General features: G+C 64.0%; 20 protein-coding genes and 1 tRNA gene. 8 read left to right on the top strand and 13 right to left on the bottom strand.

Going from position 1 to position 16,044, the window contains the following annotated elements; all coding sequences use genetic code 11:
• Positions 1–99: 99 nt before the first annotated feature.
• From AiwAL_RS16905 to AiwAL_RS16895, 3 genes are read right to left on the bottom strand one after another with little or no spacing between them, the layout of a single operon-like run.
• On the bottom strand, positions 100–306 hold the full coding sequence (locus AiwAL_RS16905; RefSeq protein ID WP_235705041.1) for a DUF2283 domain-containing protein: 207 nt from the start codon (positions 304–306) through the stop codon (positions 100–102).
• The gene (locus AiwAL_RS16900) at positions 303–557 is read right to left on the bottom strand and encodes a DUF4258 domain-containing protein (protein ID WP_262313118.1); all 255 of its coding nucleotides are present in this window, start codon (positions 555–557) and stop codon (positions 303–305) included. Before AiwAL_RS16900 ends, AiwAL_RS16905 begins: the two co-directional genes overlap by 4 nt.
• Positions 554–790, bottom strand: coding sequence for a helix-turn-helix domain-containing protein (locus AiwAL_RS16895; protein WP_262313117.1), 237 nt, complete (start codon positions 788–790; stop codon positions 554–556). The genes AiwAL_RS16900 and AiwAL_RS16895 overlap by 4 nt, the downstream gene beginning before the upstream one ends.
• A gap of 174 nt (positions 791–964) precedes the next feature.
• On the opposite strand from AiwAL_RS16895, the gene AiwAL_RS16890 reads away from it, so the two are divergent.
• Together AiwAL_RS16890 and AiwAL_RS16885 are read left to right on the top strand one after the other, a co-directional pair.
• Complete coding sequence (locus AiwAL_RS16890) at positions 965–1,216, top strand: hypothetical protein (RefSeq protein WP_262313116.1); 252 nt, start codon at positions 965–967, stop codon at positions 1,214–1,216.
• The gene (locus AiwAL_RS16885) at positions 1,213–1,884 is read left to right on the top strand and encodes a hypothetical protein (protein ID WP_262313115.1); all 672 of its coding nucleotides are present in this window, start codon (positions 1,213–1,215) and stop codon (positions 1,882–1,884) included. The genes AiwAL_RS16890 and AiwAL_RS16885 overlap by 4 nt, the downstream gene beginning before the upstream one ends.
• A gap of 516 nt (positions 1,885–2,400) precedes the next feature.
• On the opposite strand, the gene AiwAL_RS16880 is transcribed toward AiwAL_RS16885, so the two are convergent.
• Together AiwAL_RS16880 and AiwAL_RS16875 are read right to left on the bottom strand one after the other, a co-directional pair.
• A tRNA-Glu gene (locus AiwAL_RS16880) sits at positions 2,401–2,476 on the bottom strand.
• A gap of 68 nt (positions 2,477–2,544) precedes the next feature.
• Positions 2,545–2,850 carry a hypothetical protein gene (locus AiwAL_RS16875; RefSeq protein ID WP_235703314.1) on the bottom strand — a complete coding sequence of 102 codons (306 nt, stop codon included), beginning with the start codon at positions 2,848–2,850 and terminating at the stop codon, positions 2,545–2,547.
• A 77-nt stretch (positions 2,851–2,927) separates the two neighbouring features.
• Between AiwAL_RS16875 and AiwAL_RS16870 the strand changes: the two genes are divergently transcribed.
• On the top strand, positions 2,928–3,911 hold the full coding sequence (locus AiwAL_RS16870; protein ID WP_262313114.1) for an RluA family pseudouridine synthase: 984 nt from the start codon (positions 2,928–2,930) through the stop codon (positions 3,909–3,911).
• A 249-nt stretch (positions 3,912–4,160) separates the two neighbouring features.
• The gene (gene rpoH / locus AiwAL_RS16865) at positions 4,161–5,072 is read left to right on the top strand and encodes an RNA polymerase sigma factor RpoH (protein WP_235703312.1); all 912 of its coding nucleotides are present in this window, start codon (positions 4,161–4,163) and stop codon (positions 5,070–5,072) included.
• Between the two features lie 56 nt (positions 5,073–5,128).
• Here the strand turns inward: rpoH and AiwAL_RS16860 are convergent, their stop codons facing one another.
• The 7 genes from AiwAL_RS16860 to secB all read right to left on the bottom strand — a co-directional run bounded on the left by AiwAL_RS16860 (position 5,129) and on the right by secB (position 11,522).
• Positions 5,129–5,935, bottom strand: a complete 807-nt coding sequence (locus AiwAL_RS16860) for an NAD(P)-dependent oxidoreductase (protein ID WP_235703311.1) — start codon at positions 5,933–5,935, stop codon at positions 5,129–5,131.
• 3 nt (positions 5,936–5,938) lie between these two features.
• Positions 5,939–6,325: a type II toxin-antitoxin system VapC family toxin gene (locus AiwAL_RS16855; RefSeq protein ID WP_235703310.1), complete on the bottom strand. Its 387-nt coding sequence runs from the start codon at positions 6,323–6,325 to the stop codon at positions 5,939–5,941.
• A complete protein-coding gene (locus AiwAL_RS16850; protein ID WP_235703309.1) occupies positions 6,322–6,567 on the bottom strand; it encodes a type II toxin-antitoxin system Phd/YefM family antitoxin in 246 nt (81 codons plus the stop codon). The genes AiwAL_RS16855 and AiwAL_RS16850 overlap by 4 nt, the downstream gene beginning before the upstream one ends.
• A gap of 64 nt (positions 6,568–6,631) precedes the next feature.
• Entirely contained in the window at positions 6,632–7,960 is a 1,329-nt protein-coding gene (locus AiwAL_RS16845; RefSeq protein WP_235703308.1) for a TldD/PmbA family protein, read from the bottom strand.
• The gene (locus tag AiwAL_RS16840) at positions 7,957–9,222 is read right to left on the bottom strand and encodes a pitrilysin family protein (RefSeq protein WP_235703307.1); all 1,266 of its coding nucleotides are present in this window, start codon (positions 9,220–9,222) and stop codon (positions 7,957–7,959) included. The genes AiwAL_RS16845 and AiwAL_RS16840 overlap by 4 nt, the downstream gene beginning before the upstream one ends.
• The gene (gene thrC, locus AiwAL_RS16835) at positions 9,219–10,622 is read right to left on the bottom strand and encodes a threonine synthase (protein ID WP_235703306.1); all 1,404 of its coding nucleotides are present in this window, start codon (positions 10,620–10,622) and stop codon (positions 9,219–9,221) included. The genes AiwAL_RS16840 and thrC overlap by 4 nt, the downstream gene beginning before the upstream one ends.
• Positions 10,623–11,012: 390 nt before the next feature.
• Positions 11,013–11,522 (bottom strand): protein-export chaperone SecB, encoded by a 510-nt coding sequence (secB, locus tag AiwAL_RS16830; protein WP_235703305.1) that lies wholly within the window; start codon positions 11,520–11,522, stop codon positions 11,013–11,015.
• An 80-nt stretch (positions 11,523–11,602) separates the two neighbouring features.
• Here secB and argC point away from each other — a divergent pair, with 80 nt between their 5' ends.
• The 4 genes from argC (at position 11,603) to AiwAL_RS16810 (ending at position 15,157) form a co-directional block, all read left to right on the top strand.
• Positions 11,603–12,553: an N-acetyl-gamma-glutamyl-phosphate reductase gene (argC, locus tag AiwAL_RS16825; protein WP_235703304.1), complete on the top strand. Its 951-nt coding sequence runs from the start codon at positions 11,603–11,605 to the stop codon at positions 12,551–12,553.
• On the top strand, positions 12,550–14,127 hold the full coding sequence (locus tag AiwAL_RS16820; protein ID WP_262313113.1) for an APC family permease: 1,578 nt from the start codon (positions 12,550–12,552) through the stop codon (positions 14,125–14,127). Before argC ends, AiwAL_RS16820 begins: the two co-directional genes overlap by 4 nt.
• Before the next feature lie 86 nt (positions 14,128–14,213).
• Positions 14,214–14,447 carry a hypothetical protein gene (locus tag AiwAL_RS16815; RefSeq protein WP_235703302.1) on the top strand — a complete coding sequence of 78 codons (234 nt, stop codon included), beginning with the start codon at positions 14,214–14,216 and terminating at the stop codon, positions 14,445–14,447.
• Positions 14,448–14,605: 158 nt separating this feature from the next.
• Positions 14,606–15,157: a hypothetical protein gene (locus AiwAL_RS16810; RefSeq protein WP_235703301.1), complete on the top strand. Its 552-nt coding sequence runs from the start codon at positions 14,606–14,608 to the stop codon at positions 15,155–15,157.
• 27 nt (positions 15,158–15,184) lie between these two features.
• Here the strand turns inward: AiwAL_RS16810 and AiwAL_RS16805 are convergent.
• On the bottom strand, positions 15,185–16,044 hold an 860-nt coding region (locus AiwAL_RS16805; protein ID WP_262313112.1), incomplete at its 5' end, for a transposase.

Below are 16,044 nucleotides of genomic sequence, written 5' to 3'. Positions count from 1 at the left end.
ATCGCCCCGTCGCGGCGGTCCCCGAACTTGGCATAGACCGGACGGAAGCGCAGCACGCGATGAAGATCGCCTCCCTCACCCCGGAAGCGAAAGCGGTGGCTATTCGGCCGCGACCTGCGCCGGTGGTAGTTCCCTTACACGACTGCGGACATCCAGGATTTCGATGCCAATCACGTTTCCGTCTTTGTCGTAATCCAGCATGATGCCGGGCGCGACCTCGCGGGTATCCGCCGAAACGGCATTCTCCCGAGCAAGCCACACGAACATCGCATCCGCTGTCGGATCGTAGCTGGTCTTCAACATCATAGTGCCCTTCGCTTCAAAGCGTCGCGATCAGGATAGGCGGTCAGAACGACAATATCGTCATCCTCGGGCCAATGCACAACACGCAGTATGCGACCATCAAGCTCATCAATCGCCTTGTAGGACCGGGTGCGGCTCGGCTTTGCCGGGTCTGTATCCGTCCAATCCGGGCGCTCGATCGCCGCCGCAACCCAATCACGCTTGATACCGCGCTTCGCAAGCGCTTCCTCAGCATGGGGAAGATAGCGGATCATGGGCCGGACTGACCAACACTATTTTTGGCTTGCTTCCTCAACCTCACGCCTGCCCCGCCGCCGTTTTCCGCGATGAACTCGACGCCGGCCGCCTCTAAGGCGCTGCAGATTGCTGCGGCGGTGGAATGGATCGGTTCGGCGCGATCGCGTTCGAATCTGCGGATTGTCGCTTCCCCAACCTTTGCCCGTTCCGCAAGATTTTTCACCGACCAATCAAGGGCGGCCCGAGCCATACGGCATTGTGGTCCTGAGATCATGTGAACGAAATACGGTCATATGATCCTTGACGCAAGCTTGATGTTATCTTATATTCGGTCATGTGACCTGCAATCGGTCATTTGATCGGTCGGGAGGGATGCTGTGAACATCCCGCCCGGCCTAACCCTCAACATGGAAGGCCCATGCAGATGGCTACCGACGACCATACTCCCGTTCGCACCGCCGCGAACAGCACCCACCCCATCACCCTCGACCTGCCGGCGATTCATACGGCTGCGGCGGATATCTGGGATATCCGCCGCATCGTTCACCGCCTCGATATCGAACTGCTCGCCTTCACCGACGAACTGCCGCCCGATGAACTGGCCCGGTGCGGCGTGATGGCCCGCGAGATCGAGCGGGTATTTGACCAAGCGGCCGAGAAGGAGGCACGGCCATGAACGGCCACCACCTGGCCGGCCTCGCGGCCGGCGTCGCCGCTGTCCTGGTTGCGCCGATCGCCGCCGCCGCAGCACCGAACGCCGATGCCGAACTGATTGCGTTGTGCGCCCGGTTCGATGCGCTGACACGCTATAAGGGGGCGGTAATGGCTATTCCTGGCCTCACGATCGCCGAAGAAAAGGAGCGCGACAGAACGTTGGCCCCTCTCAGGGCCGAGCAGGAACGCTTGCTCGACCAGATCACCGACACCGATATGGCGGCGAAGACGCTGGAAGGCGTCAAGGCGCGCTATCGCATGATCATGCTCTACGGGCCGGAGTGCATCGAATCGGCGTCCGACTGGGAGGAAATGATGATCGGCGCTTTCCTGCTCGACCTGGGGAAGAGTGAAATCATGGGCATGATCGGAGCCGGCACCCCCGAGAAGCCTGAGACGGCTCTAGCGTCTATCCCTGACCGGCTGCGCCCAGGCGAGGTTTCCCCGGATTCGATCGCCAGCGTTCGCGATGATCTGCATGGCTTGGCGCTGCTGGCGGTTGCCACTGCTGGACTTGATGAAGCAGGGCACCAGATCGAGGCCGAGGCGGTCCAGGGGCTTGGAGACCTCGCCCGGCAGGCGCGGGACCGGCTCGACAAGGCGCTGGCCGATGCGAAGGCGCGAACGTAAGCGCCGGCAACATGTTGACAGGTCAGTGTTCCTAGCCCAACAATCGCCCATTATCATCAAACGCTTGATACAGACCCTCGGCCCCGATCCACACCGGGGCCGTTCTTTTGTGGGGTGTCGGAATTAACGACACCCTTGAGGGTGTGCGAGTTCTGCACACCCCTTGCTTGGCGGCGGATTGCCTGCCGACCCGTTTGTTACGGCACCGTGCCAGATTTCAATTCAGAACGATACCAAAACAGTCTCGGTATTTAGAATAGTGAGGATATCCGCGCCTCTTAGGGCCGTAATGTGTTTCGATTCCGGTATGATACCGCCTGTGCCCCCTATGCCCTATGCTATCCCGCGCATACGGGAAAAATAAATGGTTCACCTGTCTTACCGAGCAGCACCTATGCTCACGGCACTGTGATATGGATCGTTCATCCTATACCGTCCCGCATCGTCCATGCCGTAGTTATGCCGTATGCCGTCCGGGGGATGTGTGGATATGTCGAGTAAAACATTGATAATGCCTGGTATCCCGTACCGGATTCGAACCGGTGTTGCCGCCGTGAAAGGGCAGTGTCCTAGGCCTCTAGACGAACGGGACGTCGCCGGCGCGTATAATCGTGAACCGGGATGGTTTCAAGCACCCGAGCGAACCGAATTGATGCCGGTTTATCGGGCAAGGCTCACGGTGCCAGCGACGACGCCGTTCTCCGGATCGACGAAAACTACCTTTCCGCCATGAGCGGTCCTGATCCAGATCGCCACCCGTCCGCCGGATGCGGCGATGCCGCCGATCGAAGCGCCCAGCCCGGCGGGCAGCGCGGTCGCGAACGGCGCCGTGCCCGGAATCCCCGGCACATGCACGGCCGGCACGGGGCTGGCGGTTGACTCGAAGACGCGTTTGACCACAACCCCGATCACCAGCGCGGTACCGAGCACGATCAACACGCCCAGCCCGATCACCAGAGCCTTCAAGCCCTTCAAATCCTGTGAACCCTGAACCCGATCCATCCGCCTCACCACCCGATACCGAACCGGTACTTTACGGAATCTTGCCGCTTTCCGCCACGCCGGACGACCGGGGCGAGCGGCTGGACCGTTTCCTGGCCAGAAGATTGGCGGGTTTCTCGCGCTCGCGGATCAAAAACCTGATCGAGGACGGCGCGGTGACCTGCGACGGGGTTACGGTAAAAACCGCTTCGATGCCGGTGCGGGCAGGTGCGATCTACCGGATCGAGATTCCGCCCACGATGCCGGCCACGCCCCAGGGCCAGGCCATCCGGTTCGACATTCTCTACGAGGATGCCGACCTGATCGTGCTCGACAAGCCGGCCGGCCTCGTGGTGCATCCCGCCCCCGGCAACCCGGACGGCACGCTGGTCAACGCCCTGATCGCCCATTGCGGCGACAGTCTCGTCGGCATCGGCGGTGAGCGCCGCCCCGGCATCGTCCACCGGCTCGACAAGGATACCTCAGGCGTGATGGTCGCCGCCAAGACCGAATTCGCCCATCATGCGCTCTCCGCCGCCTTCGCCGCGCGCGACCTCGATCGCGCATATACAGCCCTGTGCTGGGGAACCCCGCAGCCGGCCGAGGGCACGGTCGAGGGCGCCATCGGCCGCGATCCGCGCGACCGCAAGCGCATGGCGGTGGTCGCCAGAGGCGGCAAGCCGGCGCTCACCCATTATCGCACCGAACGGCGCTTCGGCATGGGTGCCGCGCTGCTCGACTGTCGGCTGGCCACCGGACGGACACATCAGATCCGGGTACATCTCGCCCAGCTCGGCCACCCGCTGGTCGGCGACCCGGTGTATCTCCGCCGCCGCCCTGCCGCCGCCGCGCATATCCCGGAACCGACGCGCGGCAGGCTGCTCGATTTCCCGCGCCAGGCGCTGCACGCGGCACGCCTGGGCTTCGCCCACCCGCGCACCGGCGTCGCATTGCGGTTCGCCACCCCCCTGCCCGCCGACTTCGCCGCCCTCGTCTCTGCACTCGAATCCATCTCGTCCACGCATAGCTATAATACAGGACTGTAATAGTCCTGTTAATTGACATCGACGACGCCGGCATGGTAAACGCACCACAGTCAAGTCTGAATAGCTGCCATATTGCATCTTAACCCGGTGATTACTGCCTTTTCAGGGGTTCTCTCGGGAGCGTGACACGGCAAGATCGCTACTTGGTGTAAGCAGGTTCGAACGAGAGACGAACTATCACAAGGGTCGGGATGTTTCGCATCCGTTTGGTCGCCCGATCCATCAAATTGAGACGAAAGGAGCTACCCAATGGCCTCTGGAGTCGGTTCGATCGCCCCGAGCGAGGGCAATCTTTCCCGGTATTTGCAGGAAATTCGCAAATACCCCATGCTGTCGCCCGAAGAGGAAGACAGGCTCGCCCGCGCATGGCGGGACAATCACGACAATAAGGCCGCCCATAAGCTGGTGACCTCGCATCTCCGCCTGGTCGCCAAAATCGCCATGGGCTATCGCGGCTACGGCCTGCCGCTCGGCGAGATGATCTCCGAGGGCAATGTCGGCATGATGCAGGCGGTCAAACGCTTCGACCCCGAGCGCGGCTTTCGCCTCGCCACCTATGCCATGTGGTGGATTCGCGCGGCCATCCAAGAATATATTTTGCATTCCTGGTCGCTGGTAAAAATGGGCACCACCGCCTCGCAGAAGAAGCTGTTCTTCAATCTGCGCCGGCTGAAGGGCCAGATGCAGGCGATCGACGACGGCGATCTCAAGCCCGAGCAGGTCGCGCATGTCGCCCATATGCTGAACGTGCCCGAGCAGGACGTGATCAGCATGAACCGGCGCCTCGCCGCACCCGATCACAGCTTGAACGCGCCGATCCGCATGGATGGCGAAGGCGAATGGCAGGACTGGCTGATCGACGACAGCGAGAGCCAGGAAGACAGCATCGCCGATCGCGAGGAAATGACCGGACGGCGCGCCCTGCTCGCCACCGCACTGAAAACCCTCAACGACCGCGAGCGCCATATCCTGATCGAGCGGCGCCTGAAGGACAACCCGACCACGCTGGAAGACCTCTCGCAGCAATACAACATCTCGCGCGAGCGGGTGCGCCAGATCGAGGTGCGCGCCTTCGAGAAGCTGCAGAAATCGATGAAGGCGCAGGTCGCCGAACAGCGCGCCGAACAGCGCCAGGCGGTGCAGGCGCGGCTGACCGCCTGATCCGATCCAGGAAAATCGAAAACGCGGCCGGACCTGAAGGTTCGGCCGTTTTCGTTTCAGCGCGAAGCAGCGAAAGTTCCGCCCTGGAACCGCACGGCTTCCGGGTCACCGCCATCCGGCTCCGCCTCGATTTCGGCGGCGTAATCCTCGGCGTTCTGGGCGGGTGCATAGCCGAGCTCCGCCGCCTCCGCATTGTCCCACCAGCGTCGCGTATTGGCCGAAACGCCCCAGACCGGCCGATAATCGGTGAGCGGTGCCGCGAGGCTGCGCAGCACCAGCCGTTCCAGGTCATCGTCTCCGAGCCAGGTCGAAAGATGCCGCCGCTCGGTGGGGCGCGGCAATGCGCTGCCGATCCGCAGCGCGACCCCTTCGATACCGTATTTGTCCCAATAAAGCCGGCCCATCCCCTCACCCCAGAGTTTCGACAGCCCATACAGCCCGTCCGGGCGATAGGCGTCGGACAGCGACAGACGCTGCCCCGCCGGATACATGCCGATCGCATGGTTGGAGCTGGCGAACACAACGCGCCTGACTCGGTGCCTGCGCGCGCCCTCATACACGGCGTGCAGGGCGACCAGATTGTTCCCGATAATCTCGGGCAGGGGCCGCTCCACGCTGGTTCCCGCGAAATGCAGCACCGACCCGGCCCCTTCGAGCGCCCGGTCGATCACCGTGGAATCGCGCAGATCGCCGGTGACCACCGTTTCACGGTCGCCGAGCGGCTCAAGCGCCCCGATATCGGCCGAACAGAGCGAAAACCCGCGCGCGAGCAGGCGCGGCCGGAGCACAAGCCCGAGCCGCCCGCCCGCGCCGGTCAGAACGATCGTCATTCCGTGAAGGCCGAGTTCGGGCTGATTGGTCACGTGTCACACCATGCGGATTGGCGCCGAATAGCGCGCGAGTATCGGATCGGCGGTGAGAAGCAGAATCCCTTCGACCATTGCCTGGGCAATCAGGATGCGGTCGAACGGGTCCTTGTGGATCGGCGGCAGGTCGCCGGTGGCGACCGCGTGGGCGGACGTGACCGGCAGTTCGACATAATCCCGCTCGCGCAGGCCGCGCCGCAACAGCCGTGGGTCGACCTGGAAATCCACCCGGCCAAGCCCGTGCTTGATCGCGATTTCCCAGAGGCTCGCCGCACTGAACATGAGCGTTTGCGTCTTGTCTTCGAGCAGCGCACGGATGGGCGCGGAAAGCCGATCCGGCCGGCCCGACGCCCAGAGCAGCACATGGGTATCGAGCAGAAGGGTCAATCGGACTCGACACCGAACAAGGACGCGATCGCCTCGGCACCCATGCTGTCGAAATCATCCGGCACCGAAATGGCGCCGGTCATGAAGCCGAGTCGTGACGAAACGACCGGCGCATCGAGCGCGACCAGCTTGACCAGCGGCTTACCGGCCTTTGCGATCACCACCGTCTCGCCCCGCGCCGCCTGTTCGATGAGGCGGGATAAATGGGTTTTTGCCTCGTGAATGTTGACAGCGGTGTTCATCGTGGAGTTTTTCGAGTTTAGTCCGACAGACTTAGTTTGATTAGTCGGAAAGTGCAAGCGAAATTCATGCCCCCGCCATGGTCATACCCTCGACGCGGACGGTCGGTGCATCGGTGCCGCGGCGGAATTCCAGGTCATTCGCCGGGGTAAGGTGCAGAAACATCTCGCGCAGATTGCCGGCGACGGTGATTTCCGCAACCGGCTCAGCGATCCGCCCGTCGCGAATCATGAATCCGGCGGCGCCGCGCGAATAATCGCCGGTAATGCCGTTCACCCCCTGGCCGATCAGCTCGATCACATAAAGCCCGAGCTTGATGTCGGCGATCAGCGCCTTGGCGGACAGCGCGCCCGACGCGAGATACAGATTGCTCGGCGCCGGGCTCGGCGGATTGCTGGTGCCGCGCGATGCATGGCCGGTGGTGGTGAGACCGAGCTGCGCCGCGCTGCGGGAATCCAGCAGCCAGGTGGTCAGCACGCCGTCCTCGATCAGCGCCCGGCGCGATACCGCCTGGCCTTCGCCATCGAAGGCGCGCGAGCGCAGGCCGCGCACCCGTCGAGGATCGTCGATCACCAAAATCCCAGGCGCGAACACAGGCTTGCCCATGGAATCCTTAAGGAAACTGGTACCGCGCGCGATCGCAGCGCCATTGATCGCGCCGGTGAAATGGCCGAGCAGGCTGGCCGCCACGCGCGGATGATACACCACCGGCAGCTTCGCCGTGGCCGGCCGTCCGGGGTTCAGCCGGCTCACCGCGCGCTCCGCCGCCGCCCGTCCGAGTTCCGCCGGGTCGCCAAGATCGGCACCGTGAACGGCGGAGGAAAACTCATAGTCGCGCTGCATCGCGACCCCTTCGCCCGCGATCGGCGACACCGAAACGCCGTGACCCGAGCGCGTATAGGCACCGGCGAACCCGCGCGATGTGGCAAGGGCGATATGGCTGCGCGACCAGGACGCACCCGCGCCCTCGGAATTGGTGATCCCCGCGAACCCAAGCGCCGCCTCTTCCGCCGCCGCCGCCCGCGCCATCAGGGTTTCCGCCGACGGTTCGGCGGGATCGTCGATATCGAGCGGTGCGGAATCCTCGGGCGGCGGTGCGTCCGGGATATCGGCGAACTTATCCTCCGGCACCACACGCGCCATCGCCACCGCCTGTTCGGCAAGCCGATCGAATCCCGCCGGATCGACCGCACCCGCCGAAACGATCGCGCTTTGCCGGCCCACGAACACGCGCAACCCGATCGTGCTGGTCTCGGCCCGCTCGATTTCCTCGACCTTGCCCATCCGCCGTCCCACCGAAAGCGACGTGCCCGAAGCCAGCAGCGCATCCGCCTGATCCGCCCCGGCGCGCTTCGCCGCCGCAAGCAGCTCGCCCAGCCGGTCGAGCCCGCTCATGCCGCAAGCCTTTCCAGGATTTTCGGCATTTGCGGCACCCGGCCGATCGGCCCCAGCGCAGCCAGAGTCGGCTTGGCCCGGAAGATCCGCGCGGCGACGCGGGTAATGTCGGCCTCGGTCACCGCGTCGATCTTCGTGACCGTCTCGGCGACCGGCACCACCCGCCCGAACACCTGCCATTGCCGCGCCAGTTGCTCGCAGCGGCTGCCGGTGGATTCGAGCGACATCAGCAGCCCGGCCTTCACCTGCGCACGGGCGCGCTTCAATTCCGCCGTAGTGACGCTTTCCCGCACCTTCGCGAGTTCGCCGAGCGTCACCGGGACAAGCTCCGCCGCCTCGGCCTCGCCGGTGCCGGCATAGATGCCGAACAGCCCGGCATCGTTGGTGGGCAGGGAAAAACTGTAGATCGAGTAGACCAGCCCGCGTTTCTCGCGAATTTCCTGGAACAACCGCGACGACATCCCGCCGCCGAGCAGGGTGGAGAGCAGCATCGCCGCGTGGAAATCGGGATCGGCATAGCCCACCGCGGGGAAGCCGAGGACCAGATGCGCCTGATCGAGATCGCGCATTTCGCGATATTCGCCGCCGGCATAGGCAGCCGGCAACGGCGCGGCCGGTGCCGCCTTCGGCAGATCGGCGAAATGCTCGGCGACCAGATCGACCACCCGATTATGATCGAGATTGCCCGAGGCCGATACCACGATATTCTCCGGCGTGTAATGCGCGCGCATGTAGCGGCGCAGCGCCTCGGGGTTCAGCGCGCGGATGATCGCCTCGGTGCCGAGAACCGGCCAGCCCATCGGCTGGTCGGGATAGGCGGCGAGCTGGAAATGGTCGAAAACGATATCGTCCGGCGTGTCGTTCGCCTGGCCGATTTCCTGCAGGATCACCCCGCGCTCGCGCTCGAATTCCGCCGGATCGAACGCCGAATGGCAAAGAATATCGCCGATGATATCGACCCCGAGCGGCAGATCTTCCTTCAGCATCTTGATGTAGTAGGCGGTCTGCTCGCGCGAGGTATAGGCGTTGATGTGGCCGCCGACATCCTCCACCGCCTCGGCGATCTCGGCCGCACTGCGCCGCTCGGTGCCCTTGAACGCCATATGTTCGAGAAAATGCGACACGCCGTTCTCCGGCGCGGTTTCGTGGCGGGTGCCGACCCCGGCATAGGCGCCGAACGAAACGGTCTCGACCCGCTCCATCCGCTCGGTGAGAATGGTCAGGCCGGAATCGAGGTGGGTGATCTGCACACCGTCGGTCATGCGTTGTTCCTATGCGCGAAATTACGGACCACTGCCTGCACCTCGGCGAGGTGAGACCCGGACCGCTGAAAGACTTCAGGACGATGATATAGGTCGCCGAGCCGTTCGGGCAGCCCCGGCCGCATCCCGATCGCGCGATGCATCGCCTCCGGGAACTTGGCGGGGTGCGCCGTCGCCGCCGCGATCGCCGGAACCCCGACCGGCGCACATTCCCGTGCCGCGGCGATGCCGATCGCGGTGTGCGGATCGGCGATATAGCCGGTGTCCCGCTGAATCCGCGCGATTTCGGCAAGCGTCGCCTCGTCGTCCAGCGAAAACCCGGCGAAATCGCGCTTCAGCGCGCGCCAGACCTGATCCGGCACCGCCATCCGCCCGGTCGCCCGGAAATCCGCCATGGTCCGCTCGGTCGCCTGCGCGTCACGCCCCAGAACCTCGAACAGCAGCCGCTCGAAATTCGAACTCACCTGAATGTCCATCGAGGGTGAGACCGTCTCGACCACGCCCGTTGTGCTCATGTCGTTGGCGGCCAGAAACCGCGCGAGAATGTCGTTCGCATTGCTCGCCACGACGAACTTCGCCACCGGGAGCCCCATCCGCCGCGCCGCCCAGGCCGCCAGCACATTGCCGAAATTGCCGGTCGGCACCGCGACCGCGACCTCGCGGTCCGGCGTACCCAAGGCCAGCGCCGCCGCGACGAAATACGGAATCTGCCCGGCAATCCGCGCCCAGTTGATCGAATTCACCGCCGACAGCCGCAACTCCTCGCGGAACGGCGCATCCGCGAACATCGCCTTCACCAGCGCCTGGCAATCGTCGAAATTGCCATCCACCGCGATGTTCAGCACGTTCGGCGCGCGCACCGTGGTCATCTGCCGGCGCTGCACCTCCGAGGTTTTCCCCTCGGGATGCAATATCGCGATATCCACCCGTGAGCGATCCCGGCACGCCTCGATCGCCGCAGACCCGGTATCGCCCGAGGTCGCCCCCACGATCGTCACCCGCTCGTCGCGCGCCTCCAGCACATGATCGAACAGCCGCCCGGCCACCTGCAGCGCCAGATCCTTGAACGCCAGCGTCGGACCATGAAACAATTCCAGCGCGAACAATCCGGCATCGAGCTGCACCAGCGGCACCACCGCCGCATGGTCGAACCCGCGATACGCATCCCGACAGATCCGCTGCAAATCCGCGAAGGTTACAGCACCACCGCACATGAACGGCGCCATCACCCGCGCCGCCAGCTCCGCATACGGCAATCCGCGCAGCGCACGCCACTCCGCCGCTGAAAATTCCGGCCAGACCTCCGGCACGAACAGCCCGCCATCCTCGGCAAGCCCGGCCAGCAAAACTCCATCGAAATCCCGCGCAGGCGCACCCCCACGCGTCGAAACATACCGCATCACCCCTCCAACGGCCGGAACCGCATAACAAGCAAGATCAGGGGCCTCGCCCCCCCACTAAGGGCTTAGCCCTTAGAACCCGCTAGTGTCCCGATTCGGAAGTTCGCCGGTGCTGATTAAGGCGTCTTAACGAACTTCCGAATCGGAAGGGCACTAGCAAACATATGATTCTAGTGTTGTTTTTGGTTCTGAAGTTCCTAAACGCACCGCCGCACATACGTAGGAACTTCAGAACCACCACACTAGTTCGAGCCATGGCAGGCGGGGCCAGGATGCGCTCTCGCAAACACAAGCCCCGCCTGTCATGACCCGGATCAATGGATTCCAAAGGCTACGCCTTTGGCGGGGTTCCAAGGGGCAGCGCCTCTTGGCCTTCTTGCAGTCCCCGGATCAGGCGTTGGCGACGGGTGGTGCGTCCATCTGTTCGCGGCGGGATTGCCAGAGGCCGACGAAATCGACCGGGCCGAGCATGACGGGCGGGAATCCGCCGTCGCGGGTGATGTCGGCGAGGATGTTGCGGGCGAAGGGGAACAGCAGGCGCGGACATTCCACCAGCAGGACGGGTTCGATCTGGTTTTCCGGAATGCCGGTGAGGGTGAAGATGCCGGAATAGGCGAGATCGGCGATGAACACGGTCATATCCTTGCCGGCCTGGCCGTCGCCCGCGCCGTTGCCCGATTCGGGAGGGGTCGGGATGGTGGCTTCGGCGCGGGTGGCGAGGGTGACCTCGTAGACGTTCTGGTCTTCCTGCAGGCGGCGCACCTGGACATCGAGATTGATGTTCACCGACGGCGGCTGGCGCAGGATGGTATAGATCGCCGGCGCGTTCGGCACCTCGAAGGAGAGATCCTTGGTATATTGGATATTCAAAGTAAGCGGTGCGGTCTGCGTTTCGGACATTGGGCTGGCTCCATCTGACTGACGCGCCGCCTAGCACAAGGTCGCGTTTGGTGCCAGCATAGTTGCAGAGGGGGTGTGCCATGGCAAAGAGCGTATTCATCGACGGCGAGGCCGGGACCACGGGATTGCAGATCGGCGAGCGGCTGCGCCGGATGCCGGGTGTGGTGGTGCGCAGCCTGGACCCGCAGGCGCGGCGCGACCGCGCGGCGCGGCAGGCGATGATGGCGGAGGTCGATCTGGTGGTGCTGTGCCTGCCGGACGATGCGGCGCGCGAGGCGGCAGATATGGTGGAAGGCTTGGGCGGTGCGGCGCCAAAACTGCTCGACGCCAGCACGGCGCACCGGGTGGCGAATGGCTGGGCCTATGGATTTGCCGAACTCGCCGAGGGTCAGGCGGAGGAGATCGCCGAGGCCCCGCGCGTGGCCAATCCCGGCTGCTACGCGACGGGCGCGATCGCACTGCTGCGCCCGCTGGTCGATGCCGGGATCGTGCCCGCCGACCACCCGATCGCGATCAATGCGGTGTCGGGCTATTCCGGCGGCGGCAAGACGATGATCGCCGATCACGAGCGCGCGGGCGGACCGGCGTTCGAACTCTATGCGCTGTCGCTCAACCATAAGCACCTGCCGGAGATCGAGCGCCATGCCGGGCTCGCGCGGCGGCCGATTTTCGTCCCCTCGGTCGGGCATTTCCGGCAGGGAATGCTGGTGTCGATCCCGCTGCATCTGGATACGCTGCCCGGCCGGCCGACCGCGCGGGAAATCGGCTGCACCCTGGTCGGCCATTATGACGGGACGAAGCAGGTCCAGGTCCGCAAGACGCCGGTGGAGCAGCGGCTCGAAGCCGAGCCTGCCGCGGGCTCGGACGTCATGGAACTGTTCGTGTTCGAAAACGAGGCGGAGAGTCAGGCGGTGCTGGTGGCGCGGCTGGACAATCTCGGCAAGGGTGCCGCCGGAGCGGCGGTGCAGAATATCGGGCTGATGCTGGGGCTGGAGGTAACGGCGCGCACGCTGGCCTACGCCACGGCATGAGGGAAGGCGGGCTGAAGCGTGAGGCGGGGGCTGCCGGCCTCATCCTCGCCAGCCTGGGCGGCATTGTCGGATCGGGGTGGCTGTTCGGGCCGCTGAACGCCGCGAAGGCGGCAGGCCCGGCCGCGCTGATCGCGTGGGCGATCGGCGGGGTCGCGATCCTGATGCTCGCCTTCGTCTACGCCGAGCTGACCACCGCGTTTCCCCGCGCCGGCGCGGTGATCGCGCTGCCCAAGCTGAGTCATGGGAAATTGCTGGCGACCGTGATGAGCTGGGTGGTTCTGCTCGGCTATCTCACCTCCGCTCCGGCCGAGGCGACGGCGGTGATCACCTACGCGAACAATTACGTCCATGGCCTGGTGCTGGCGGACGGCACGCTGAGCGGCGCCGGGTTCGTCGCGGCGGTGGCGCTGCTCGCGGTGTTCGCGCTGATCAACACGCTGGCGATCCGGCTGGTGCTGCGGGTCAACGGCGTGATCACCATCTGGAAACTGGCGATTCCGATGCTCACCGCGATCGCCTTTCTGCTCGCGCGGTTTCATCCGGCGAATTTCACCGCGCATGGCTTCGCGCCGCACGGGGTTGCCGGGATTTTCTCGGCGGTCGCGACCTCCGGGGTGATCTACGCCTATACCGGGTTTCGCGCGGCGGTGGAACTGGCCGGCGAGTCGCGCCACCCGAAGCGCGACCTGCCAATCGCGATCGTCGGATCGGTGGCGATCGGGTTCCTGCTCTATGCGGCGCTGCAGATCGCCTTCATCGGCGCGGTCTCGCCCGGCGATCTCGCGAAAGGCTGGTCCGCGCTGCGGTTCACCGGCCTGTCCGGCCCGTTCGCCGGGCTCGCCGGGCTGCTCGGCATGAGCTGGCTCGCGGTGCTGCTCTATATCGATTCGGCGATATCGCCGGCCGGCGTCGCGATCATCGCCTATACCTCGACGCCGCGCCTGTTCTACGCCGCCGGACATGAAGGGCTGGTGCGCGGGCCGTTCGCGCGGGTCTCGCGCGCCGGCGTGCCGATCGTCGGCGTCGCGATCGCCTTTGCCGTGGGCGTCGTTTTTCTCCTGCCGCTGCCCTCCTGGCGCGCGCTGATCAAGGTGGTCGCGGCGGCAGCACTGCTGTCCTATGGCATGGCGTCGGTCTCCCTGATTACGCTGCGGCGAACCATGCCGGTCGAGCGCCATCCGCGCCCGTTCAAGCTCGCCTTCGGCGTGCCGGTTGCAGGGCTGGCCTTCATCGTCGCGAATTTCATCATCGTCTGGACCGGCGCGCACACCGCCAACGTGATGATGGGTTATGTGCTGATCGCGGCGGTGCTCTATGCAGTCGTGCAGCGCGCCACCCATGGCGGATTCGATCATCTGGAAATCGCCGAGGCGTGGTGGATCGCGCCCTATTTCGCCGGACTGTGGGCGCTGGCCAATCTCGGTCCGAAAAACCTGACCCATGGGATCGGCGCGCTGTCCGACCTCGCGCTGTCGGTGATCCTGGCCCTGTTCAGTGTAGCGATCCTGGTCGTCGCCGCGCGCTCCGGCCTCGCCGATCCGGTCGAGGCGAAGCAAACCATCGCGGCACGGTGAACAATACCAGATTCTATCCGCGAATACCCGTCATCGCGCGGAGCGAAGCGACAAAGCGATCCATTGATGATATCCTATGGAAGATCATGCACAAGAAACTGACCATCACGGTGGACGAAGAGGTTTATGACGGGCTTCACGCCGTTGTCGGACGCAGACGGATCAGCCGGTTTCTCAACGATCTCGCCCGCCCGCATGTCACCCAGGCCGCGCTGGCGGAAGGCTATGCCGCGATGGCCGCCGATACCGCACGCGAGGCCGAAGCCTTTGATTGGGCGGCCGGGTTGGTTGCGGGTGTTGCGCACGACAACTTTGGCTGATCTGCAAAGCGGGATCTAGCATTATGAGGCAAATGCGCGGCAGCTCCAGAATGCACTCCGCGCGGCCGAAGTCGCCATTTGTAGTTACGGCAACTTATTATAATGAACTTTCGCGGACCGCATTTCGGCGCTTACCTAAAGCGCAGAAGCTAGAAGTCATGGTCGAATGGTTTCACTCGAACTACGAGGATCCCGCGGACCAAACACCATACGAAACCGCGGAAGGTGGATATCAGTGGATATGGGGAGGTCCATACGATGCTAGCGAAGAAATTGAGGGTATGTTTGGGAACTTAATCTCGGAGGCGTTGATAAAACAAGCAGTCGCAGAGGTGCAGTCGGATGGTATTGTCGATTGGGCCCCCACGTTTAAGCCCGATGATTATAATGATGACAGTCAATCGACTGAACTCGATGCGCTTGACGAAACTCCAGATGAGCCCGGAACTGTATTCGGGTCACCCGATGAATTAGCAGCCAGACAAAAAGCTGTCGATGCACTAATTAATCTCGAAAAGTCATTGCGTGCTCGACCCGTCGGCATAGGACACAACCAACCGCCTGACACTCTCCAAGAAATTGAAGCAGGAGTTGTCGGCAATCCAGCATCAACTGCCAAACAACTACGCGAGGAAATAGAGAAGCAAAGTATTTACTCACCCTGGTCAGGCTGTCTGCATGACGGGCTCTCCGGCCAACGCTGCGCGTAGTGCGGCGAGGGCTGAGATTCCATGCAATCACCCGGTGGCGATGACGCTGGCTGCGGCTGCGTAGACTTTGGCGCCCCATTCGGCGCGGAAGCCGCCGGTTACTTTGCGAAAAATCACCGACGGTCGGAGGGCGCGCTCACAGGCATTGTTCGTGTAGGGAACATCGCGCCTTGTGACGAAGCGGAACAGATCGTCACGATCGCGTCGCATGGCACGGAACAGGCGACGCGCCGCTGGACGGTTCGGTACGGGCGCCGACAGCAACCGGTCCAGCCGTTTTTCCAGATCGGTGCGGTATTTTGCCAGGGTAGCGTCCTTCAGTTCGCCGCGTCGCTTGCCGATCGCCACGGCGCGCAGCACCATCCATCGAAAGCCTGGCGCAAACCCTTCATCGCCGTCCTCGATCGCATATTTCGCGTCGCGCAGGAGATGGGCGAGACAAATTTGCCGGACCTTGCCATGACCGATCTGCCCGCCGTAACGATCCGCCACCCAGACTTCCGGCCGCGCCCCATTCAGGAAGCCGACAACCACCGAGGCGGCGCGCGTATCGGCGATCACGTGGCAGATTGCTGTTGATCCCAGCAGCACCCACTGCCACCAGGTGTTGCCACCAACTCGTGCCGAGGTTTCGTCCGAGCCGATCACGGCGGATGCGCGTACGGCCTCCGCGATTGCCGCCGCGGCAGCCAGCAACGGCGCTTCAGCGCGAGCCAGAATATTGGCGATGGCGCCTTCGCTGATCGCCAGGCCAAAAGCCTCCGCCATCCTCATGTCTCCCCTCATTTTGAGGCCGCAGGCGCCATTTAGCCGAAGAATCGATTGAGGCCTGTCGGCATTCCGGAAGGAATCCTGGCGGCCCGGTTCCGATTCCGATTGTTGCGCGC

It is taken from the genome of Acidiphilium sp. AL, from assembly GCF_025499445.1.
Classification (GTDB): domain Bacteria; phylum Pseudomonadota; class Alphaproteobacteria; order Acetobacterales; family Acetobacteraceae; genus Acidiphilium; species Acidiphilium iwatense.
This window is presented reverse-complemented; position numbering and strand designations above follow the sequence as displayed.